At 68.2% G+C, this 20,405-nt stretch carries 22 protein-coding genes and 1 pseudogene; 15 read left to right on the top strand and 8 right to left on the bottom strand.

Going from position 1 to position 20,405, the window contains the following annotated elements:
- Positions 1-10 precede the first annotated feature (10 nt).
- From BS74_RS03705 to BS74_RS03695, 3 genes are read right to left on the bottom strand one after another with little or no spacing between them, the layout of a single operon-like run.
- Positions 11-922, bottom strand: coding sequence for an MBL fold metallo-hydrolase (locus BS74_RS03705; protein WP_038056177.1), 912 nt, complete (start codon positions 920-922; stop codon positions 11-13).
- Positions 916-1,710 (bottom strand): fumarylacetoacetate hydrolase family protein, encoded by a 795-nt coding sequence (locus BS74_RS03700; RefSeq protein ID WP_038056175.1) that lies wholly within the window; start codon positions 1,708-1,710, stop codon positions 916-918. Before BS74_RS03700 ends, BS74_RS03705 begins: the two co-directional genes overlap by 7 nt.
- Before the next feature lie 9 nt (positions 1,711-1,719).
- Positions 1,720-2,253, bottom strand: a complete 534-nt coding sequence (locus BS74_RS03695; RefSeq protein WP_038056173.1) for a glycerol-3-phosphate acyltransferase — start codon at positions 2,251-2,253, stop codon at positions 1,720-1,722.
- 90 nt (positions 2,254-2,343) lie between these two features.
- On the opposite strand from BS74_RS03695, the gene BS74_RS03690 reads away from it, so the two are divergent.
- The 9 genes from BS74_RS03690 to BS74_RS03650 all read left to right on the top strand — a co-directional run bounded on the left by BS74_RS03690 (position 2,344) and on the right by BS74_RS03650 (position 10,098).
- Positions 2,344-3,375, top strand: coding sequence for a substrate-binding domain-containing protein (locus BS74_RS03690; protein WP_038058814.1), 1,032 nt, complete (start codon positions 2,344-2,346; stop codon positions 3,373-3,375).
- A 9-nt stretch (positions 3,376-3,384) separates the two neighbouring features.
- Positions 3,385-3,828: a YqhA family protein gene (locus tag BS74_RS03685; protein ID WP_038056171.1), complete on the top strand. Its 444-nt coding sequence runs from the start codon at positions 3,385-3,387 to the stop codon at positions 3,826-3,828.
- A gap of 4 nt (positions 3,829-3,832) precedes the next feature.
- A complete protein-coding gene (locus tag BS74_RS03680) occupies positions 3,833-4,513 on the top strand; it encodes a hypothetical protein (RefSeq protein ID WP_038056170.1) in 681 nt (226 codons plus the stop codon).
- Positions 4,510-5,628, top strand: coding sequence for an aminofutalosine synthase MqnE (gene mqnE, locus BS74_RS03675; protein ID WP_038056167.1), 1,119 nt, complete (start codon positions 4,510-4,512; stop codon positions 5,626-5,628). Before BS74_RS03680 ends, mqnE begins: the two co-directional genes overlap by 4 nt.
- Positions 5,628-6,440: a menaquinone biosynthetic enzyme MqnA/MqnD family protein gene (locus BS74_RS03670; RefSeq protein WP_038056165.1), complete on the top strand. Its 813-nt coding sequence runs from the start codon at positions 5,628-5,630 to the stop codon at positions 6,438-6,440. Before mqnE ends, BS74_RS03670 begins: the two co-directional genes overlap by 1 nt.
- Positions 6,441-6,505: 65 nt before the next feature.
- Complete coding sequence (locus BS74_RS03665) at positions 6,506-7,042, top strand: YceI family protein (RefSeq protein WP_038056163.1); 537 nt, start codon at positions 6,506-6,508, stop codon at positions 7,040-7,042.
- A complete protein-coding gene (locus BS74_RS03660) occupies positions 7,042-7,803 on the top strand; it encodes a VOC family protein (RefSeq protein ID WP_038056162.1) in 762 nt (253 codons plus the stop codon). Before BS74_RS03665 ends, BS74_RS03660 begins: the two co-directional genes overlap by 1 nt.
- Positions 7,804-7,966: 163 nt before the next feature.
- Positions 7,967-9,022 (top strand): 3-deoxy-7-phosphoheptulonate synthase, encoded by a 1,056-nt coding sequence (aroF, locus tag BS74_RS03655; protein WP_038056161.1) that lies wholly within the window; start codon positions 7,967-7,969, stop codon positions 9,020-9,022.
- Complete coding sequence (locus tag BS74_RS03650; RefSeq protein WP_038056158.1) at positions 9,019-10,098, top strand: prephenate dehydrogenase/arogenate dehydrogenase family protein; 1,080 nt, start codon at positions 9,019-9,021, stop codon at positions 10,096-10,098. The genes aroF and BS74_RS03650 overlap by 4 nt, the downstream gene beginning before the upstream one ends.
- Here BS74_RS03650 and BS74_RS03645 read toward each other — a convergent pair.
- The 3 genes from BS74_RS03645 to BS74_RS03635 all read right to left on the bottom strand — a co-directional run bounded on the left by BS74_RS03645 (position 10,095) and on the right by BS74_RS03635 (position 13,117).
- Positions 10,095-11,030: a GGDEF domain-containing protein gene (locus BS74_RS03645; RefSeq protein WP_038056156.1), complete on the bottom strand. Its 936-nt coding sequence runs from the start codon at positions 11,028-11,030 to the stop codon at positions 10,095-10,097. The genes BS74_RS03650 and BS74_RS03645 overlap by 4 nt on opposite strands.
- Before the next feature lie 245 nt (positions 11,031-11,275).
- Positions 11,276-12,622, bottom strand: a complete 1,347-nt coding sequence (locus tag BS74_RS03640; RefSeq protein ID WP_038056155.1) for an FAD-binding oxidoreductase — start codon at positions 12,620-12,622, stop codon at positions 11,276-11,278.
- A 9-nt stretch (positions 12,623-12,631) separates the two neighbouring features.
- Positions 12,632-13,117 carry a hypothetical protein gene (locus BS74_RS03635; protein ID WP_038058812.1) on the bottom strand — a complete coding sequence of 162 codons (486 nt, stop codon included), beginning with the start codon at positions 13,115-13,117 and terminating at the stop codon, positions 12,632-12,634.
- 70 nt (positions 13,118-13,187) lie between these two features.
- Here BS74_RS03635 and BS74_RS03630 point away from each other — a divergent pair, with 70 nt between their 5' ends.
- Positions 13,188-13,640, top strand: coding sequence for an EVE domain-containing protein (locus BS74_RS03630; protein WP_038056154.1), 453 nt, complete (start codon positions 13,188-13,190; stop codon positions 13,638-13,640).
- Here BS74_RS03630 and pilC read toward each other — a convergent pair.
- The gene (pilC, locus tag BS74_RS03625) at positions 13,615-14,835 is read right to left on the bottom strand and encodes a type IV pilus assembly protein PilC (protein WP_038056153.1); all 1,221 of its coding nucleotides are present in this window, start codon (positions 14,833-14,835) and stop codon (positions 13,615-13,617) included. The genes BS74_RS03630 and pilC overlap by 26 nt on opposite strands.
- On the opposite strand from pilC, the gene BS74_RS03620 reads away from it, so the two are divergent.
- Complete coding sequence (locus BS74_RS03620; protein ID WP_038056151.1) at positions 14,834-15,427, top strand: L-threonylcarbamoyladenylate synthase; 594 nt, start codon at positions 14,834-14,836, stop codon at positions 15,425-15,427. The two genes, pilC and BS74_RS03620, sit on opposite strands and share 2 nt — an antisense overlap.
- Complete coding sequence (gene scpB / locus BS74_RS03615) at positions 15,420-15,941, top strand: SMC-Scp complex subunit ScpB (RefSeq protein ID WP_038056148.1); 522 nt, start codon at positions 15,420-15,422, stop codon at positions 15,939-15,941. Before BS74_RS03620 ends, scpB begins: the two co-directional genes overlap by 8 nt.
- On the opposite strand, the pseudogene BS74_RS03610 reads toward scpB, so the two are convergent.
- Positions 15,888-16,966 (bottom strand): annotated as a pseudogene (locus tag BS74_RS03610) (PIG-L deacetylase family protein). The gene scpB and the pseudogene BS74_RS03610 sit on opposite strands and share 54 nt — an antisense overlap.
- A gap of 107 nt (positions 16,967-17,073) precedes the next feature.
- Here BS74_RS03610 and BS74_RS03605 point away from each other — a divergent pair.
- From BS74_RS03605 to BS74_RS03595, 3 genes are all read left to right on the top strand, one after another.
- The gene (locus BS74_RS03605) at positions 17,074-17,694 is read left to right on the top strand and encodes a GNAT family N-acetyltransferase (protein WP_038056145.1); all 621 of its coding nucleotides are present in this window, start codon (positions 17,074-17,076) and stop codon (positions 17,692-17,694) included.
- A 26-nt stretch (positions 17,695-17,720) separates the two neighbouring features.
- Complete coding sequence (locus BS74_RS03600; protein ID WP_038056143.1) at positions 17,721-19,922, top strand: DEAD/DEAH box helicase; 2,202 nt, start codon at positions 17,721-17,723, stop codon at positions 19,920-19,922.
- 84 nt (positions 19,923-20,006) lie between these two features.
- Positions 20,007-20,405 (top strand): hypothetical protein, encoded by a 399-nt coding sequence (locus tag BS74_RS03595; protein WP_038056141.1) that lies wholly within the window; start codon positions 20,007-20,009, stop codon positions 20,403-20,405.

The following is a 20,405-nucleotide window of genomic DNA, read 5'->3' as shown; positions in this document are numbered from 1 at the left end:
TCCCAGGGCCTCAAGGTGTTTGGCCTTCGGCCAAAGCATCCGGGTGGTGCTTCTGCCAGTAGCGCACCAAGCCCTGCAGGTTCATGTAGGGGGGATCGGCCAGCTCGTAAAGGCGCATCCCCTCCGCCCCCACCCCGGCCCGCAAGAGGCCTTCCCGCCAGTAGGCCTCAAAGCGCTCCGTCATGGCCTCCAGGGGGAGGCCCTCCTTGAGCCGGTGCAGGACCCAACCCGCCCACTCCTCCAAAACCCCCCGCAGGGCCAGGAGGTGGGCCTCCACATCCCGGTAGGGGCCGAAGTGGGTGAGGTAGAGGGCCTCGGGCCGGAGGGCCAGGATGCGGTCCAAGGAGGCGTACCAGCTTTCCAGGTGGATGTCGGGGGGCGGGGTAGGGGGGAGAACCGGCCCCGGGGCTATCCGCACCCCGGCGATGTCCCCCGCGAAGAGGAGGCCGCCCACCAGGTAGGCGTGGTGGTGGGAGGCATGGCCCAGGGTTTCCAGGGCCTGGACCCTAAGCCCCCCGAGCTCCACCGTCTCCCCGTCCCCCAAGGCCCGCACCTGCGCCTGGGGAACCCCCTTCAGCTCCCCCCAGAGGGGCTTCAGCATCGCCCCATAGATGCGCTCCGCGGAGGCCAGGAGCCTCGAGGGGTCCACCAGGTGCGGGGCCCCCCGTGGGTGCACGTACACCGTGGCCCCAAGCTCGGCAAACCGCCAAGCGGCCCCGGCGTGGTCCAGGTGGATGTGGGTCACGAAGACGTGGCGGACCTCCCTGGGGTCCACCCCCTCCCGCCTCAGGGCCGCCTCGAGGCGGGGGTAGGTGCTCTCAGGGCCGGTTTCGATCAGCACCGGCCCCTCCTGGGAGTCCAGGAGGAAGCTGGCGATCACCCGTTCCGCTCCCTGGAAGTGGAGGTCCAGGACCTTCACCATGGGCGCTCCTCCTTGGGGCCGATGCGGGTGTGCAGGGTGCCGATGCCCTCCACGGCCACCTCCAACCGGTCCCCCGGCTGCAAGGCCCCCACCCCTTCCGGGGTACCGGTGAGGACCACGTCCATGGGCTCCAGGGTCATGAAGCTGGAAATGTAGGACAGGATCTCGGCCACGCCGAAGATCATGGCGGAGGTGTGCCCCTCCTGCCGCAGCTGGTCGTTGACGTAGGTGCGCACCCAGGTGTTCTGCGGATCCAGATCGGTTTCAATCCAGGGGCCTAAGGGCAGGAACTTGTCCGCGCTCTTGGCCCTCACCCATTGCAGGTCCTGCCTCTGGGCATCCCGGGCGGTGATGTCCACGGCGATGGTGTAGCCCAGCACGTGGTCCAGGGCCTTTTCCGGGGGCACGTTCCGCATGCGGTCCCCGATCACCACCGCCAACTCCCCCTCGTAGTGGAGCTCCTGGGTGAAAAAGGGGTAGGGCACCGCATCCCCCGTGTTCCAGGGGTCCCGGGGGTTGCCGGGGTGGGCCAGGGTGTTGGGGGCCTTCAGGAATAGGCCCGGTTCCTTGGGCAGATCCTGGCCGAAGTCGTGGCCCATCTCCCGGATGTGCTCCCGGTAGTTCCGCCCCACGCAGACGATCTTGCTGGGGGTGGCGGGCACCAGGAGGCGAACCGCCGCCAGGTCGTAGCGCCTCCCCGTGGGGTTGCCCCCAGGGCCATCGGTTTCCAGGACCAGCTCCCCTTCCAGTATGCCCCAACGCCCCTCGTTAAACCGGAGGATCTTCATGCCCTAAAGCTACCATCTTCCCCTGAGGATTTGCAGGCCCCTAAGCCCCACCAAAAGGGCCGCCAGGAAGGCCCCCAACCGGCCCTCGGGGGAAGCCAGGAGCAGGAGGGCCAGGTAGCCGAAGATGGCCCCAAAGGGAATGGGGTAGATGCCCTTGCGGCGCCTTCCCCAGTACACCAGGTGGTAGACCCCCGCCACCCCCAGGCCCAAAAGGGCCGCCACCAGGGTTTCCCGGGGAAGCCAGGCCAGGAAGTAGCCCAAGGAGGGCGCGATCCCACCCCCGCCCCGGAAGCGGAAGTAAAGGGGCCAGTTGTGCCCCGCCACCACGGCCCCCGCCCCCCAGGGCCGCCACTCCGGCGGGGTCAGCCAGGCGGCCAGAACCCCCTTGCCCAGATCAAAGAGCACCACCAAAAGGGCCGCCAAAGGGCCCTTCCTGCGGTAAACCCCGGAGCCCCCGGGAAGGTCCTTGTCCCGCACCTCGGGGAAGAGGAGAAGCCCCCCCACCAAGGAACCCAGGAGGTACGCCAGGATCACGTGGGCCATGCCCCCATTCTTGCAAAACCCTCCCCCTTGCCCTATCCTGGGAGTGGAAGCTTCCATGAAGCGCTTCCACCAGGAATGGGGAGCAAGGTCATGAAGAAGAAACCCACCATCCTCGAGGTGGCCGCCCGGGCCGGGGTCGGCGTGGGCACCGTGAGCCGGGTGCTCAACAACCACAAGGCGGTGCGGCCGGAAACCCGGGCCCGGGTGCTCCGGGCCATGGAGGAGCTGGGCTACACCCCCAACCCCCATGCCCGGCGCATCGCGGGAGGGAGAAGCTACACGGTCTCGGTGCTCCTTCCCTTTGTGGCCACGGAGTTTTACCGCAGGCTCGTGGAGGGCCTTGAGGGGGTGCTTTTGGAAAAGCGCTACGACCTGGCCCTCTTCCCCATCCTCTCCCAGGCCCGGCTTAGGCGCTACCTGGAAAGCTCCACCCTGGCCTTTCTCACCGATGGGCTCATCCTGGCCTCCTACGACCTCAGCGAGCACTTTGAGGGGGGGCGTCTTCCCACCGACCGTCCCGTGGTGCTGGTGGACGCCAAGAACCCCCGGTACGACTCCGTGTACCTGGACAACTTCCTGGGGGGGCACCTGGCCGGGGAGTACCTGGCCCGCTTCCCCGGGCCCATCTTCGCCGTGAAGGTGGAGGAGGAGCCCGACCGGGCCTTCCGCCACACGGTCTTCGCCGAGCGCCTGGCCGGCTTCCGGGAAGCCCTCAAGGCCGCGGGCCGCCCCTTCCCCGAGGAGCACCTGTACACCACCCGGCTCTCCCAGGAGGGGGGCAGGCTGGCCCTCCGGTACTTCCTGGAAAGGGCCTCCCCGCCCCTCAACGTCTTCGCCGGGGCCGACCAGGTGGCCCTGGGGGTCCTGGAGGAGGCGGAGAGGCTGGGGCTTACCGTGGGCAAGGAGGTGCGGGTCTTGGGGTTTGACGGCCATCCCTTCACCGAGGAGGTGGGGCTTTCCACCATCGCCCAGCCGGTGGAGGCCATGGGGGCTCGGGCGGCCCAGCTCCTCCTGGAAAGGATGCAAGGGTATGCGGGCCCTCCCCGGGCGGTGCGGTTTGAGCCCCTCCTGATCGAACGGGCCTCCACCCGCACCTCCCCCGCGGCCCCCTACCTGCCTTAGCATGAGCCCATGCGCCCGGAGACCTTGGTCTACCCCTTGCGCTGGCTCATGCTTTTGCCCGTGGCGGGGATGCTCCTCGGGGCCCTTTACTTCGCCTGGCACGCCCTCGAGGAAACCCTGGTGGCCGTGCAAAAACCCCTGGACGAAGCCCTCCCCCTCCTGGTGGGCGCCGTGGACCTGGCCCTTCTGAGCGCGGTCTTCCTCATCTTCAGCCTGGGCCTTTTTGAGCTTTTCATCCGCAAGCTGGAGCTTCCCTTGGAAAACGTCCTCACGGTGGAAAGCCTGGGGGATCTCAAGGGGAAGCTGGGCCAGGTGATCATCATGATCCTGGTGGTGAAGTTCTTTGAGAAGGCCTCCGCCTTCAAACCCCAGACCTCCCTGGACTTCCTCCTCTTCGCCGGGGGCGTGGCCCTCTTGGCCTCCGCCTTGTGGCTGGCCAAGGCCAAGGAATAGGACCTTGCTGGTCTACCTGGACCAAAACCACGCCAGCCGCATGGCCAAGCACCTCCTGGGCCAGCGGGGGCATGAGGTGTTTGGGGAGCTCTACCGGGCCCTCCGGGGCAAGGTCCTGGCCCCTCCCAGCCCCTTCCACGTGCTGGAGACCCTCTACCCCGTACGGGGCCCCCAGGAGAAGGCGGGCTACCTCCTGCCCGCCTTGCAGCGCCTTTTCGCCGAGTTCTCTCAGGGGTACTGGGTGCGCCCCTGGCAGGAGGTGGCCGTGCGCCAGGAGCGGGGGCTTTACCGGGAGGATTTCCTCTGGAGGGGGGGAAGCTGGGAAATCCCCGCGGACCTATCCCCCTTCCGGGGCCTGCCGGAAAGCCTCCGGGGCCTGCCCTATCGGGAGGCCCTCGAGGCGGCCCTTCAGGAGATCAAGGGACGCACCGGCCTCAAGGAGGTGCCCTTCGTGCGCTTCTTGGCCGAGCTCCTCGCCCACATGGCCTCGGACCTCAACCGCAAGCCCCGGCCCTCCGACCTCCTGGACGCGGTCATGGCCGCCACCGTCTACCCTTACGTGGACCTCCTCCTCACCGACCGCTACCTGCGGGGCCTCCTGCCGGGGAAGAGCGTGGGGGGAAGGCGAAAGGAAGTGGAGGCCCTAGTCCAGAGGTTCCGCCAAGGGGTAGACTCCTCCCCGTGAAGGGCATCCGGGACCCTAAGCTCTGGCCCATCGCGGAAAAGGTGGAGGTGGGCGAGCGGCTCACCTTTGCGGAAGGCAAGGTCCTCTACGAGACCCGGGACCTCCCAGGCCTCATGCGCCTGGCCAACCGGGTGCGGGAGCGGAAGCACGGGCACAAGACCTACTTCGTCCACTCCATCCGCGTTTCCCAGACCAACATCTGCTACGTGGGCTGCACCTTCTGCGCCTTCCAAAGGAGGTTTGGAGAGGAGGGGGCCTGGGACTGGGAGGTGGAGGAGGTGGTGGCCTGGGTAAGGGAGCGGTACCAGCCCGGCCTCACGGAGATCCACATGACCGCGGGCCACCACCCCAAAAGGCCCTTTACCTACTACCTGGACCTGGTGCGGGCCCTGAAGGCGAATTTCCCCGGGGTGCAGGTGAAGGCCTGGACCGCGGCGGAGATCCACCACTTCTCCAAGATCGCCCGCCTGCCCTACAAGGAGGTGCTCCAGGCCCTCAAGGAGGCGGGGCTTGACGCCATGCCGGGCGGGGGGGCGGAGATCTTTTCCGAGAGGGTGCGGCGGCAGATCGCCCGGGCCAAGGTCTCCGCGGAGGGCTGGCTGGAAATCCACCGCACCGCCCACCAGCTGGGGATCCCCACCAACGCCACCATGCTCTACGGGCATATAGAGACCCTCGAGGAGCGCCTGGACCACATGGACCGCCTCCGCCGGCTCCAGGACGAAACCGGAGGCTTCATGAGCTTCATCCCCCTGGCCTTCCAGCCGGACGGCAACCTGCTGGCCAGGAAGCTGGGGAAACGCGAGTTCACCACCGGCCTGGACGACCTCCGCAACCTGGCGGTGGCCCGGCTCTACCTGGACAACATCCCCCACATCAAGGGGTACTGGGCCACCCTCACCCCCGAGCTGGCCCAGGTCTCCCTGGACTGGGGGGTGACGGACATCGACGGCACCCTGATCGAGGAGCGCATCGTCCACATGGCGGGAAGCCCCACCCCCCAAGGGCTTTCCAAGGCGGCCCTGGCCCGCATCATCCTGGCCGCGGGGAGGATCCCGGTGGAGCGGGATGCCCTCTACCGGGAGATCCGCGTCTGGGACCGGGTGGAAGCCTGATGCCTTACGCCCTAGGCGTCCCCCTCTACGCCAACACCGCCCCCCTTTACCGCTTCCTAAAGCCCAACGGCTGGACCCTGTGCCACGGCGTCCCCGCGGAACTCAACCGCATGGTGCTCTCGGGGGAGGTGGGGCTTTCCCTGGTCTCCAGCTACTTCTACCTGGAGCACCAGGAGGAGCTCGGGCTGCTTCCCGACTTCTCCGTGGCCGTGCTGGGGCGGGTGTACTCGGTGAACCTCTTCCACAAGGGAAGGCTCCAAGACCTAAGGCGCATCGCCCTCACCACGGAAAGCGCCACCAGCGTGGAGCTCCTGAAGCTCCTCCTCCGGGAACGGGGGGTTTTCCCCCGGTACGAGGGGAGGGAAGGGGGGCTGGAGCTCCTTGGGGAATACGACGGGGTACTCCTCATCGGCGACAAGGCCATCAGGGCTTACGCCCAGCTCCTAGACCGCCTTCCCGAAACCCCCCACGCCCTCCCCACCCGCTTCGGAGAGGTGGCGGTGGTGGACCTCTCCATGCTCTGGTTTGAGCGCACCAGGCTCCCCTTCGTCTTCGCCGTCTGGGCCTACCGCAGGGAAGCCCCTCCCCCCTTGGAGCTGGTGCGGGCCCTAAGGCGGGCCCGGCGCCAGGGGCTGGCCCGGCTGGGGGAGGTGGCGGAGGCCGAGGCCAGGAGGCTTGGCATCCACCCCGCCCTGATGGAGCACTACCTCTGGAACTTCCGCTACCACCTGGAGGAGCCCGACCGCCTGGGCCTACAGGCCTTCGCCCAAGCCCTGGGCCTCGCCTTCTCCCCCAGCTACTATCCGGGATAGCGCTTGACATAGTATAGCGCTATGGATATCATACGCTTGGGCCTCGAGCCCAAGGAGGTTCAAAGATGCGTTGGAACCTAGACCCCACCCACACCAGCATCCAGTTCGCCGTGCGGCACATGATGATCGCCACGGTGAAGGGCACCCTGAACCTCAAGGAGGGCTTTGTGGAAACCGACGAGGCGGGCAAGCCCCTCCGGGTGGAGGCACGCCTGGACGCCAAGAGCATCCACACCGGCGTGCCGGACCGGGACAACCACCTCCGCTCCCCCGACTTCCTGGATGCGGAGAACTTCCCGGATATCCTCTTCAAGAGCACCGGGATCACCCCCTTGGGCGAGGGAAGGTACCGGGTGGAGGGGGAGTTGACCCTCCGCGGGGTCACCCGGCCCCTGGCCTTTGAGGTGGAAACCCATGGCCCCGCCAAGGACCCCTGGGGCAACGAGCGGGTGGCCGCCCACTTTGAGGGCCGGCTGAACCGCAAGGACTTCGGCCTCACCTGGAACATGCCCCTGGAGCTGGGCGGGGTGTTGGTGGGCGAGGAGGTGCGCTTCAGCGTGGACACCGAGGCGGTGAAGGCCCAGGAGGCGGCGGCCCAGTAATGGCCTTTCCCAGGCGGCTTTCCTCCCTAACCCTTAGGGTGCGGGACCTGGAGGCCGCCTTGGCCTTTTACCGGGACCTTCTGGGCCTGAAGGTGGAAGCGGACCCACCCCGCTACCGGCTATTCCCTGAGGGGGAGGGGTTTCATTTGGAGGTCCTCCACGACTCCCAGGCCCTCCCAAGGCCCTACCCCTCGGTGGGCCTCTACCACTTCGCCCTCCTCCTCCCCGACCGGAAGGCCCTGGCGCAGGTGGCCCGGAAGCTCCTAAGCGCCCCCATCCCCTTTGAGGGGGCGGCAGACCACGGGGTTTCCGAGGCCCTCTACTTCCGCGACCCGGAGGGGAATGGCCTCGAGATCTACCGGGACCGGCCCGAAGGGGAATGGCCCCAAGGGCCCTTGATGTTCACCGCCCCCTTAAACCTGGAAAGGCTTCTTTCCGAGGCTCCAGGCCCCGGCCCCCTTCCCCCCGAGGCCCTCCTCGGCCACCTGCACCTCCACGTGGAAAGCCTGGAGGAGGCCGAGGCCTTCTTCGCGGGGGAACTGGGCATGGGGGTCACCCTGCGCACCTACCCGGGGGCCCTCTTCTTCGCCTGGGATGGCTACCACCACCACATAGGGGCCAACATCTGGGCGGGAAGGCGGAAAGCGCCCCCAGGGGCCACCGGGCTTTTGGCCTATAGCCTCCTGGACCCCTGGGGGCGGGAGAGGACCCTTAAGGACCCCACGGGGGCCGAGGTCCGGCTTTCCCCCGCGCACCCTTGACAGGGGTTTCCCCCTTCACTAAGCTTAGGGGCAATATGCGGACCTCTGGGCACTACTTTGGCTTTTATTATCCCGCCGGGGGCGCCCTGCGGTCCGCATAGGGTTTTTCCGCAAGAGGGCGCCCCCAAAAAAGGGGGCGCCCAAGCTTTTTAGGGAGGAGAAGATGCTCATCGTGATGAAGCGGGGACACACGGAAGCGGAGCTGGAGGAGGTCATCCGGGAGATCGGGAAGGTGGGGTACCGGCCCCATGTTTCCCGAGGGGTGGAGACCACCCTGGTGGGGGCCATCGGCAAGGGCCCCACCCCCGAGCTGATGGAGCACTTCCGGGCGCTCCCGGGGGTGGCGGAGGTCATCCCCATCTCCAAGCCGTGGAAGCTGGCGAGCCTCGAGGTCCAGCCCTTCCCCACCGTCCTGGAGTTCCCCACGGGCAAGACGGGGGACGGGCACGTGCTGGTGGCGGCGGGCCCCTGCGGGGTGGAGTCCCGGGAACAGACCCTGAAGGCGGCCCGGTACGTCAAGGCCCACGGGGCGGGGATGCTCCGGGGTGGGGCCTTCAAGCCCAGGACCAGCCCCTACGCCTTCCAGGGCCTGGGGGTGGAGGGCCTGAAGATCCTGGCGGAGGCCCGGCGGGAAACGGGCCTTCCCGTGGTCACCGAGGTCCTCTCCCCCGAGCAGGTGGAGCTGGTGGCGGAGTACGCCGACGCCTTGCAGATCGGGGCCCGCAACGCCCAAAACTTCCCCCTCCTCCAGGCGGTGGGGGAGTCGGGCAAGCCCGTGCTCCTCAAGCGGGGCATGAGCATGACCCTGGAGGAGTTCCTCATGAGCGCCGAGTACATCCTCTCCCGGGGCAACATGCAGGTCATCCTGGTGGAGAGGGGGATCCGCACCTTTGAGAAGGCCACCCGCTTCACCCTGGACGTGGCCGCGGTGCCCGTGCTGAAGTCCTGGACCCACCTCCCCGTCTGGGTAGACCCCTCCCACCCCGCAGGCCGGCGGGAGTGGGTCATCCCCCTGGCCCTGGCGGGGCTGGCGGCGGGGGCGGACGGCCTCATCGTGGAGACCCACCCCGAGCCGGAAAAGGCCCTCTCCGACGCCGCCCAGCAGCTCCACGAGCACGAGTTCGCCGAGCTCATGGCCAAGGCCCGGCGCCTGGTGGAGGCCCTGGGCAAGACCCTTTCGGCCCCGGCCCAGGGGGCCTTCCCGCCGCATCGGGGATGAGGCCGCTTTTTGGCAAGGTGGGCATCTTTGGCGTGGGGCTTTTGGGGGGGAGCGTGGCCCTGGGGCTCAAGGAGCGCTTCCTGGCGGAGGAGATCCACGCCTACGACCAGGACCCTGAGGCCCTGGAGAAGGCCCTTTTCCTGGGGGTAGCGGACCGGGTGCATCCCACCCTGGGGCCTTGGGTGGGGGAGCTCCAGCTGGGCATCCTGGCCGCCCCCGTGGGGGCCCTGGCGGAGCTGGGGAAGGCCTTGGCCCCCTTGGCAAACCCCGAAAGCCTCTGGACCGATGTGGGGAGCGTGAAGGGCAGGGTGGTGGCGGCCCTCGAGGCCGCCCTCCCCCACTTCCTTGGGGGCCACCCCATGGCGGGAAGCGAGCGGGCCGGGGTGGAAAACGCCCACGCCGGCCTCTTGCAAAACGCCATCTGGGTCCTGACGCCCACGGAAAGGACCAGCCCTAAGGCCCAGGAGGGGATCAGAAGGCTGGTGGAGGCCTTGGGAGGCTATCCTTTGGAAATATCCCCGGAACTCCACGACCAGCTGGTGGCCCGCATCTCCCATCTCCCCTACCTGCTGGCGGTGGCCCTGAACCGCCTGGTGGCCCAAAGCCCCCACCGGGACCTCCTCATGTTCCTGGCGGCCGGGGGCTTCCGCGACCTCACCCGGGTGGCCTCGGGCTCCCCCAGGATGAGCCGGGACATGGTGGTGGAGAACAAGGAGGCCCTCAAGGCGGCCATAGAGGAGCTCCGGGCGGTGCTCTTGGAACTGGAAGGCCTCCTGGACGAGCCAAAGAGGCTTCTCCAGGCGGCCGAGGCCGCCAAGCGCACCCGGGATAGCCTCCCCATCGTGCGCCGGAGCCTCCTCCCCGAGATGCACGACCTGGTGGTGCAGGTGCCGGACCGCCCCGGGGAGATCGCCCGCATCGCCACCGCCTTGGGAGAGGCCGGGGTGAACATCAAGGACATCGAGGTCCTCACCATCCGGGAGGAAGCCGGGGCCATCCGGCTGGGCTTCGCCAGCCGGGAGGAACGGGAGGCGGCCCGGAAGGTCCTCGCCCAGGTGGGCTACCGCGTCTCCTAAAAACCCCGCTCCACCCGGTCCTTGCCCGCCGACTTGGCCAAGTATAGGGCGCCATCGGCCTTCTGGAAGAGGTCCTGTAGGTCCCCTTGGTACACCGCCACCCCGAAGCTCCCCGTCACGCCCAAACGGGCAAGGCCAGCCCTTAGCCTTTCCGCCACCTGCGCCGCCTCTTCCCCCTTGGTCTGGGGAAGAAGGACCGCAAACTCCTCCCCGCCCCAGCGCCCCACCAGGTCCCCCTGGCGCACGTGGGCCACCAGGTACTGGGCCACCTCCTTGAGAAGGCGATCCCCCTCCTGGTGGCCCTGGGTGTCGTTCACCCGCTTGAAATCGTCCAGGTCCAGCAGGATCAGGGCAAAGGTTTCCTCCCCCCGCTCCACCCGGGCCGCCTCCCGCTCCATGGCCATCTCCAGGGCCCGGCGGTTGGGCAGGCCCGTGAGGGGGTCGGTGAGGGCCTGTTCCCGCCAGAAACGGATCTGGCCGTGGAGCTCGCGGAAGCGGGCCAGGAGGAAGGTAAGCCCCACCAGGAGCACCTGGCTCACGGCAAAGTGGGGCCAGAAGTCCAGGTTCCGGCCCAAAAGTAAGGGGGCCAGGACCAAAACCCCACCCCAAAAGGCGCCGAGCAGGTACCCCAAAGACCAGGGCGGGTAGGCAAGCCCAGCCAAAAGGTACAAGGCGGGGCTGAAAAAACCCACCAGGGGCCAGCTATCCCCCACCCGCACCATCTCAAAGAGGAGGTAGGCCCCCACGGGATGGAGGAGCCAGCGGGGCGCCAGCTTAGGACCCCGGCTCAAGGCCCAGAGGGCAAGGAGGATGAAAAGGCCGTAGAGGAGAACCTCCAGGCCCTGGGGGGGAAACCGCCGCACCTGCAGCCCAAGGGCCAGGGCCATCCCCATCCAGCTGGCAAGGTAGAAAAAGCGGCCCCGGCCATCCATGCTTCCAGGATAGATCGGCTCCTTTTAAAACCCTGTGAAAAAGGACCAGCCAGGCATGAACCCTGGCGAACCAGCATGGGCACCCTTACCCCGGGAGAGGGCCTCCCCCTGGCCTGGACCCCCCTTGGGGCTTACCCCCAGGTGCCACGGCGGGGGCCTCAGAAAGGCCTTGGGCAACGCCCTTCTTCCCTGCCCATGGCTCATGGGCGAAGACCAATCTCGCGGCAACCCCTATGCGCCGGCCCTTAGGGGAGGACCTTTCGTGGGTTGAACAGGCCTTGGGGGTCCAGGGCCCCCTTCGCCGCGCGGAAGGCCTCGAGGGTGGCCCCATCCACCGCCTCCCTCATGAACTCCCGCTTCATGAGGCCAATCCCGTGCTCCCCGGAAAGCACCCCCCCGTGGCGCAGGGCCACCCGGGCGATCTCGTGGGCCAGCTCCCAAACCCGCTCCTCGCTTTCCCGCCTGGGGTCAAAGAGGATGTTGGGGTGCAGGTTGCCATCCCCGATGTGGCCGAACTGGGCCACGATGAGGCCGTAGGCCTCCGCCAAAGCGGCGATCTCCCGCACCACCTGGGGCAGGCGGCTCCGGGGCACGGCGATGTCCTCGTTCACCCGCTTGGGGCGGATGCGGCCCAAGGCGGGGCTCACCGCCCGGCGGGCTCGCCAGAGGGCCTCGGCTTCTTTCTCGTCCTGCGCCCTTCGCACCCTAGCCCCCAGGCCTTGGGCCGTCCTCTCCAGGAGGGAAAGCTCCTCCTGGACCACCTCGATGTCGTCCCCATCGGTTTCCGCCAGGAGAAGCGCATGCCCCCGGGGCAGGCCCATGCCCAGGTAGTCCTCCACCGCCCCCACGCAGACGGGGTCCAGGAACTCCAGCTTAGCGGGCACTGCCCCTTCCGCGATGGCCCGGGAGACCGCCTCCGCCAAGGACCCCACCTCGGGAAAGGCCGCCATGAGGGTGGCCCGGTGCCGGGGCAGGGGGAGGAGGCGCACCCTAGCCCCCGTGATGAGCCCCAAGGTGCCCTCGGAACCGATGAGGAGGCCGGGCAGATCGTAGGCCTGGCGGGAAAGGCGGTGGGCCTCCCCAAAGGCGTCCACGAACTCCAGCTCCAGGAGGTAGTCCCCCGTGACTCCGTACTTGAAGCAAAGGGGCCCCCCGGCGTTCTCCCCCAGGTTTCCCCCTAAGGTGCTGGTGCGCCAAGAAGCGGGGTCGGGAGGGTAGAAGAGCCCGTAGGGTCTGGCCTCCTCCGAGATCCGGGCCGTGGTCACCCCGGGCTCGGCCCAGGCGGTGCGGCCCTTGGGGTCCAGCTCCAGGCGAGTCATGCGGGTGAAGGCCACCACCATGGCCCCTTCCTCCGGCACCGCCCCCCCGGAGAGGCCGCTTCCCGCCCCCCGGGGAACCAGGGGTAGACCGTGCTTGCGGGCCAGGCGCACCAGGGCCTGCACCTCCTCCCGGCTTTCGGGCAGGACCACGGCCAGGGGCTCTGGCCCCACCAGGATGGCGTCGTAGCGGTAGACCCCCCTCTCCGGCCCCAGGAGGGCCCGGGAACCGAAGAGGGCCTTGAGCTCCCTTTGCACCGCCTCGAGGACCCCCATGCCCACAGGCTACCAGAGGGGATCGCAGGCGGGGGAGGCGTCGGGGCGGACGGGGTTTTGGGCAGCGACGAAGGGCCCCGCCACCCCCCCGGTGAAGCCCCTAAGCCAGAGCCTGCGCTCAGGCAAGGGCTCCACCCCGATCCCCTGGGGCAGGGCTCCCCCCTGGCCCTGGGGGGAGGTGAGGGAAACCGCCCGGACCTCCCCGGAGGGGGCAACCTGGAGCCAGCCCCGCAAGAGACCTCCCCGGATAGGACCCAAGAGGGTATACCCCTCTCCGGGCCGGGCCTCCTGGGGAGGCTTTCCCTCGGCAAGCCAGTAAAGCTCCAAGCGGTCCAGGCTCCCTTCTAGGAGGAAGCGGAAGTCCACCCAGGTGTCCCCGTGGGTGCAGTAGGTCCCCTGGGTCTCCAGCCCCGAGATGCGGTGGCCCGGATGGACCAGCTCCAGGGTGAGGGTGCAGGCGGAAAGGAGCCAAAGGAGGGGAAGAAGGGCGCGCATGCCCTCATCTTCCCCCGGGGCTTTGCCAAAAGGTTTTACCCCGGCTAAAGCCTCCTTTAAACTCTTGGCCATGGCCTACTGGCTCCTCAAGTCCGAGCCCGAGGAGTACAGCATCCTGGACCTCAAACGGGAAGGAAGGGCGGTTTGGGATGGGGTGCGCAACTACCAGGCCCGGAACTACCTGATGCGGATGCAGGTGGGGGACCTTTGCTTCTTCTACCACTCGCGCGCCAACCCCCCGGGCATCGCCGGGCTCTGCCGGGTGGTGCGCACCCTCCTCCCCGACCCCACCCAGTTTGACCCCAAGAGCCCCTACTTTGACCCCCAGGCCACCCCGGAAAAGCCCCGCTGGTACACGGTGGAGGTGGAGTTCCTCGAGGCCTGGCCTCTTTTGCCCTTAGAGGAGCTCAGGGCCTGCTTCCCCAAAGACCACCCCCTGGTGAAGAGGGGGAACCGGCTTTCCGTGATGCCGGTCCCCCCGGAGGTGGCCGAAAGGCTTATTGCACGGAAAGGGTGCCGATGATCTTGAAGAGGGGCAGGAACATCCCCGCCACGATCATCCCCACGATCACGCCCAGGAAGATGATCATGAGGGGCTCGATGGCCGCGGTGAGGCTGGCCACCGCCTCGTCCACCTCCCGCTCGTAGAAGTCGGCGATCTTGGAGAGGAGGGTGTCCAGGGCCCCGGTCTCCTCCCCGATGGCCACCATGGAGCTCACCATGGGGGGGAAGACCAAGGGGTGCTGGGCCAGGGTGAGGTTCAGGGGATCCCCTTGCTGCACCTTGAGTTTAGCCGTGTCCACGATCTCCTCCACCACGCTGTTGCCCGCGGTGCCCTTGGTGATGTCCAAGGACTCCACGATGTTCACCCCGCTGGAGAGGAGCAAGGCCAGGGTGCGGGAGAAGCGGGCCACGGCCGTCTTGCGGTTCAGGTTGCCGAAGACGGGAACCCGGAGCTTGACGCGGTCCACCACCCTCCGCCCCTGGGGGGTCCCGTAATACCAGCGGTAGGCGAAGAAGAGGACCACGGCCAAGAGGAGAAGGGGCAAGGTGGCGGCCCGGAGAAGGTTGGAAAGCGCGATGAGGAAGCGGGTGAGAAGGGGGAGCTCCGAGCCCAGATCCGTGAGGATCTGGGCGAACTGGGGCACGATCCCGGTGAGGAGGAAGTAGGCCACGCCCACGGCGAAGACGAAGACGATGGTGGGGTAGGTCATGGCGCTGCGGATCTTGCCCCTGAGCTCCAGGTCCTTTTCCAGGAAGGTGGCCAGGCGGTCCAGGATGACGTCCAGCCCGCCCGAGGTCTCCCCAGCCCGCACCAGGTTCACGTAGAGCCGGGAGAAGAGCTTGTGCTTGGCCAGGGCATCGGAAAAGGCCATGCCCCCTTCGATATCGGTGCGGACCTTCTTGATGATCTCCCGAAACTTCTTGTTCTCGGTCTGCCGTTCCAGGATGGAGAGGGACTGGAGGAGGGTAAGCCCCGCCCCCAGCATGGTGGCCAGCTGCCGGGAGAAGATGGCCAGGTCCTTGAGGCCAGGCCCCCGATCCAAGGCGGGAAGCCGGACCTCCGCCTGGAGGCCTTTCCCCGGCTCCTTGATCTCGGCCACGAAAAGCCCCCGGTCCCTAAGGATCCTGGCGGCGGTGCGCAGGTCCTCGGCCTCTATGGTGGCCTCCACCAGGCGGCCCTGGCGGTCGCGGGCCTTATACTGGTAGACCGGCATGACAGAAGTATACCAGAAGGAGTTGGAGGAGGCGGCCAAGACCCTGAAGCAGGGGGGACTGGTGGCCTTTCCCACCGACACGGTCTGGGGGGTCCTGGCCCGGATGGAGGACGAGGCCGCCTGCCGACGCATTTACGCCCTGAAGGGACGGGGGGAGGAAAAACCCCTCCAGGTCCTGGTGGCCGACCTGGAAGCCGCCCTGAAGCTGGCCGACCTCGGTCCCCTGGAGGCCAGGTTCCTTCGCCTGGCCGAGGCCTTCTGGCCGGGGGGGCTTACGGTGGTGGTCCCCGGACGGCAGATCCCCCCCTGGATCAGCCGGGACGGGTCGGTGGGGCTACGCATGCCCAACCACAGGCCCCTCAGGGAGCTCCTCCGCCGAGTGGGGGGCTACGCCGCCGCCACCAGCCTCAACCGCAGCGGGGAACCCCCTGTGCGCACCGAGGCCGAGGCCCGGGGCTTCCCCGTGGACTATGTTTTCCCCGGGGAGGCGGAGGGGCTGGCCTCCAGCGTGGTGGATCTGCGCACGGGCAGGGTGTTGCGGGAAGGGGCCATCCCCAAGGAAGCCCTGCTGCCCTACCTCCAGGATGCCTAGCCTGAAGGCCGAGCTCCTTGCGGTGCTCTTCGCCGCGGGAAGGCCCGTGGGCCTGAAGGAGCTTCGGGCCCTGGGCCACCCGGAGGAAACCCTCCTGAGGGCGCTCCAGGCCCTGGAGGCGGAGCTGCAAGAGGGAGGCCTGGGGGTGGCCCTGGAGCGGGTGGCGGGGGGCTGGCGGCTCGTGGTGCACGAAAAGGCCCTCCCGGCGGTGGAGCGGGTGCTGAAGCCCTCCCCGCCCCGCCTCTCCAGGGCGGCCCTCGAGGTCCTAGCCCTCATCGCCTACCACCAGCCCGTGGCCCGGGCGGAGCTGGAGGCCATGCGGGGGAAGAGCGTGGAGGGCATCCTGGAAAGCCTTCTGGAAAGAGGCCTTATCCGGGTGGTGGGGGAGAAGGAGGCCCCGGGGCGGCCCAAGCTCTACGGCACCACGGAGCGCTTCCTGGAGGTCTTCGGCCTGGAGAGCCTAGAGGACCTCCCGCCCCTCGAGGACGGCCCACCCCTCCTCCTCCGGGGCTAAGGCCTCCCGGGCGGGAATGGGAAGGGGGCTATAAAGCTCGTTTTGCCGCACAAAGGCCAAAAGAAACCGGCCCAGGAGCCGCATCTGGGTCCGGTGGGCGCGGATAGCCTTCTCCTTTAGCCTCACCTCCTCCTCGCCCAGGGGGAAGCGGCGCCAGGGAAGGCCTTTTCCCCGAGGGGGCGGGTAGAGGGGGAGGCGGGGATGAAGCCCCTTGGGCAAGGGGTACTGGTACCCCCCGTGGATGAGGTAGTATTCCAGCCTGGCCTCCATCCCCAGGGAAGCCGCCGCCTGCATGCCAAAGTACGCCGTGGCCTGGTGGTCCCGGTGGAGGTCCAAGGGGCTTGGCAGGAGGATGCGGGTGGGCTTAAGGGAGGACAAAAGCTCCACCAAGGTGGCTTCCAGGGCCTTTCCCGTGTACGGAAGCCCCAGGCGGTGGCACCCGGGATACGCCACCGCCTTGAGGCCCGTGTAGGGGCTTTCGTAGGGCAGGTAGTAGTGGGTGGTGAAGAGGGCAAAAAGCCCTTGGTCGGGAAAGCCTAAAAAGTAGGCGCTATCCCGGGAAAGGCCCAGGGCCTCGAGGCCCCGCCAAGCCTCCACCATGCGCCTTAAGGCCAGCCGGCGCATGGCCTCCTGGGAGGGCAAGGGGCTTCCCGCCGCCAGGTCAAAGGCATCCCCCGAGGTGAGGTAGACCACGCTCACCCGCCCTCCCCGCAACAGGGTGCGGCGCATCAGCCCCGCCGCCGCCAGCACCTCGTCGTCCGGGTGGGGAGCCAAGACGAGGAGGTGGTCCCCGGCTGGGGCTCCGGGTAGGAGGGAAGCCTCCGCACCCGGAAGGAGGTGGTGAGGGCATGGTAGTAGGCGAAGATGAACCGCCCGTTGATGAAGGCCCAAACCCCCAAGGCCGCCAGAACCAACCCCACCCGCTCCGCCCAAAGAAGCCCCAGCCAAAGCCTCAGGGCCTCCGCCAACACCCAGTAGAGGGCCAAAAGGCCAAGAAGCCACTGCCAGGGAGCCAGGCGGCGCACAAGGGGCATTGTAAGGGCCAAGTGCCGCAAGCGGGTAAGGGGGATCCCCAAGGCGCTTCCGGGGCCCGCCGTGGCGCAAGCCATCACGGGGCACTTAAAGTGGACCTGTGGTCCTCCGTCCCGCCGGGGAGAAGGACCTCCCCGCCATCGCCCGGCTCTCCCACCAAACCCTCCTCCTGGGCCGGGAGGGTTCTTGGGTCTTCCCCAGCCAGGAGCTCTGGGGGGAGCTCTTCGTGGCCCCCTACCTGAGGCGGGGCTGTTGCGGCCGGGTGGCGGAGGAGGAGGGGGTCGTCCTGGGCTACGTGCTGGGCGCCTGTTCCCACCTGGCCCTGGCCCTTTACCTCCTCCCCCGCGTGCCCCTTCTCCTCCTCCGGCTCCTTCTGGGCTTCTACGGCCCGCCCCTTCCCCACCTCCGCTACCTCCTCCGGCTCCTCCTCTTCCCAGGCCCCAAGGCCCCCACGCGCCTTTACCCCGCCCACCTGCACATCGCCGTGGATCCCCAGGCCCAGGGAAAGGGTCTGGGAAAGGCCCTTTTGGGGGATTTTCTGGAGTGCCTAAGGAAAAAGGGGGTGAAAGGGGTGCAGCTCTCCACCACCCGGGCCAACGCCGCCGCCAGGGGGCTTTACCGGGCCCTGGGCTTTCGCCTCTACGCCAAACGGGCCAGCCCCTTCTGGGCCCCCTACCACGGCCACCCCGTGATCCACGAGGTCTGGGTCAGGGAACTTTAGAAGCCGCAAGAGGCCATAATGGAAAGGTGCTGCCCGAGGCCCTACGGGGGTGGGAAAGCTACCGGGACTGGTTGGAGGCCAACCCGGAGTTCCGAGGGCGGATCGTTTTCGCCCGCACCCTTCCCCAGACCCCCCCGAGGACGGTTCCCTACCAGGGGGTCTTTGCCGGGGTCCTCGAGGCCTTGGGGCTCAAGCCCTTCGCCCACCAGAAGGAAGCCCTCCTTCGGGTGGAGGAGGGGAAGAACCTGGTCATGGCCTACTCCACCGCCGCGGGGAAGAGCCTGGTCTTCCAGGCCCCGGTGCTCAAGGCGGCCCTGGAAGGGGGCACGAGCCTCCTCCTCTTCCCCACCAAGGCCCTGGCCCACGACCAGCTGCGGCGCCTTAGGGCCATGGCCGAGACCTTGGGGGTCAAGGGGATCTACCCCTACGACGGGGACACCCAAGGGGAGGTAAGGCGGAAGGCAAAACAGGAGGGGCTTGTCCTCCTCAGCAACCCCGACATGCTCCACTTCGGCCTTCTACCCCGGCACGGGGAGTTCGCCTCCTTCCTCTCCCGGCTCCGCTACCTGGTCCTGGACGAGCTCCACGCCTACCGGGGGGTCTTTGGCACCCATGTGGCCCTGGTCCTCTTCCGCCTCCTGCGCCTGGCCCGGCACTACGGGGCTAACCCCCAGGTGATCGCAGCCAGCGCCACCATAGGGAACGCCAAGGAGCATGCGGAGAACCTAACGGGCCTGCCCTTCGTGGAGCTCCGGGAGGAGGTGGCCCGCTCGGAACGGGAGCTCCTCGTCCTCCTTCCCAAGCCCCTAGACGCCAAGGGGGAAAGGAGGCGAAGCCCCCTCCTCGAGGCCGCCTATCTGGCCCGGGCCCTGGCGGAAGGGGGCCTGAGGGGGCTCATCTTCACCAACGCCCGGAAAAGCGCCGAGCTCATCGCCCGCTACGCCGCCCACCCCGGGGTGCGCCCCTACCGGGCGGGGTACACCGCCCGGGAAAGGCGCCGCCTGGAGGAGGGTTTGAAGTCCGGGGAGGTGCGGGTCCTGGTCTCCACCAGCGCCCTGGAGCTGGGGGTGGACATCGGGGAGCTGGACGCCGTGGCCCTGGTGGGGTACCCCGGGTCCATCGCCGCCTTCTGGCAGCGGGCGGGCAGGGCGGGAAGGGGAAGACGGAGGGCCCTGGTGGTCTACATCCCCCGCGAGGACCCCTTGGACGAGTACTTCCTCCACCGGCCCGAGCTCCTCCTAAGGACCCCTCCCGAGGCGGCGGTGGCCGACCCCCAGAACCCCGTGCTCTGCCCCCTCCACCTGCACGCCGCCGCCTGGGAAAAGCCCCTGGTGCGGGAGGAGGTGCTTTGCCCAGAGGCCTTGGCCGAACTTGAGGAAAAGGATGGGCGCTACCACACGCCAAGGCGTCGCCCCCACCGGGACATAAGCCTCCGGGGGCTTGGGGCCACCTTTACCCTGCGGGGACCGGAGGGGGAGGTCCTGGGCCATCTGGACGAGCGCCAGGCCTACTGGGAGGCCCACCCGGGGGCGGTCTATCTGCACGGGGGGGAGAGCTACCTGGTGCGGAACATCGACCCCGCAAAGCGGGAGATCTGGCTTCTTCCGGCCCTGGAGGACTACTACACCGAGCCCCGGGTGGAGACCGACCTGGAGGTCCTTTCGGGGGAAGCGGTGGGCCATGGGGTCTGGTTGGGCAAGGTGGTGCTGCGGGAAAGGGTGGTGGCCTACGCCAAAAAACGCTTTTTCACCGGGAGCGTTTTGGAGGAAATCCCCTTGGAGCTTCCCGAGATCTCCTTCCCCACGGAAGCCCTTTGGTTCCACCCCCCCATGGTGGTCCCTGCCCACCGGATCCCCGGGGGCATCCATGCCCTGGAACACGCCATGATCGGCCTCCTGCCCCTCTTTGTCCTGGCGGAGCGGCAGGACATCGGGGGCCTCTCCTACCCCTTCTACCCAAGGCCCCTACCCTCGGGAAGCGGCCCCACCGTCTTCATCTACGACGGCTACCCCGGGGGGGTCGGCTACGTCCGCCAGGCGGCCCGTCGCTTCCCCGAGTGGGTCCGCTCCGCCCTGGAGCTCCTCAAGGGATGCCCGTGCGAGGAGGGGTGTCCCCGTTGCGTCCTCTCCCCCAAGTGCGGGAACGGGAACCAGTACCTGGACAAGGGGGCGGCCCTGATCCTGGCGGCCAGCCTCACCCTCTCCCTGCCCCCAAGGACCCTGCATTAAACTCTTCCCATGGTCCCCAAGGACCCCCCCACAGGCCCCTGGCCTGGCCCCCTGGGCCAGGGGACAGGCCACCTTGTTCAGCCGATGGGCTGGATTGAGGAAAGCCCCGAGGCCTTCTTGGCCCGCTTCCGGGCCCACACCGTGGAGGCCCACCTCTTCCCCGAGCCCTGGGGGAGCCCCTTGCTGGAGGTGATGGTCCAGGGCCAGATCCTCTACGCCTTTGACCGGGGAACCCCCCCGGCGCCCACGGGGACGGCGCGGGTGCTCCTGCACGGGGTGGTGCGCCAGGCCAAACCCCTGGAGGGGGAGGCCTTCCTGAGGCGGGAAGGGGCCAGCTACCGCCTGGGAGGGCAAGCCCGTCCCCTGGGGGATGGGTTTTACCTCCTCCAGGCCCCCGTGTCCGTGGTGGTGTTCGCCGAGACCCCCTTGCCGGAGGAGGCGGAGGTCCTCCTCTGGCCTCCCCTGATGCTTTTCCGGGGGTGA

Origin of the sequence: Thermus amyloliquefaciens, from assembly GCF_000744885.1 — a bacterium.
Taxonomy (GTDB): domain Bacteria; phylum Deinococcota; class Deinococci; order Deinococcales; family Thermaceae; genus Thermus; species Thermus amyloliquefaciens.
The sequence above is the reverse complement of the archived record's forward strand: the minus strand, read 5'-3'. Positions and strand labels throughout refer to the sequence as shown.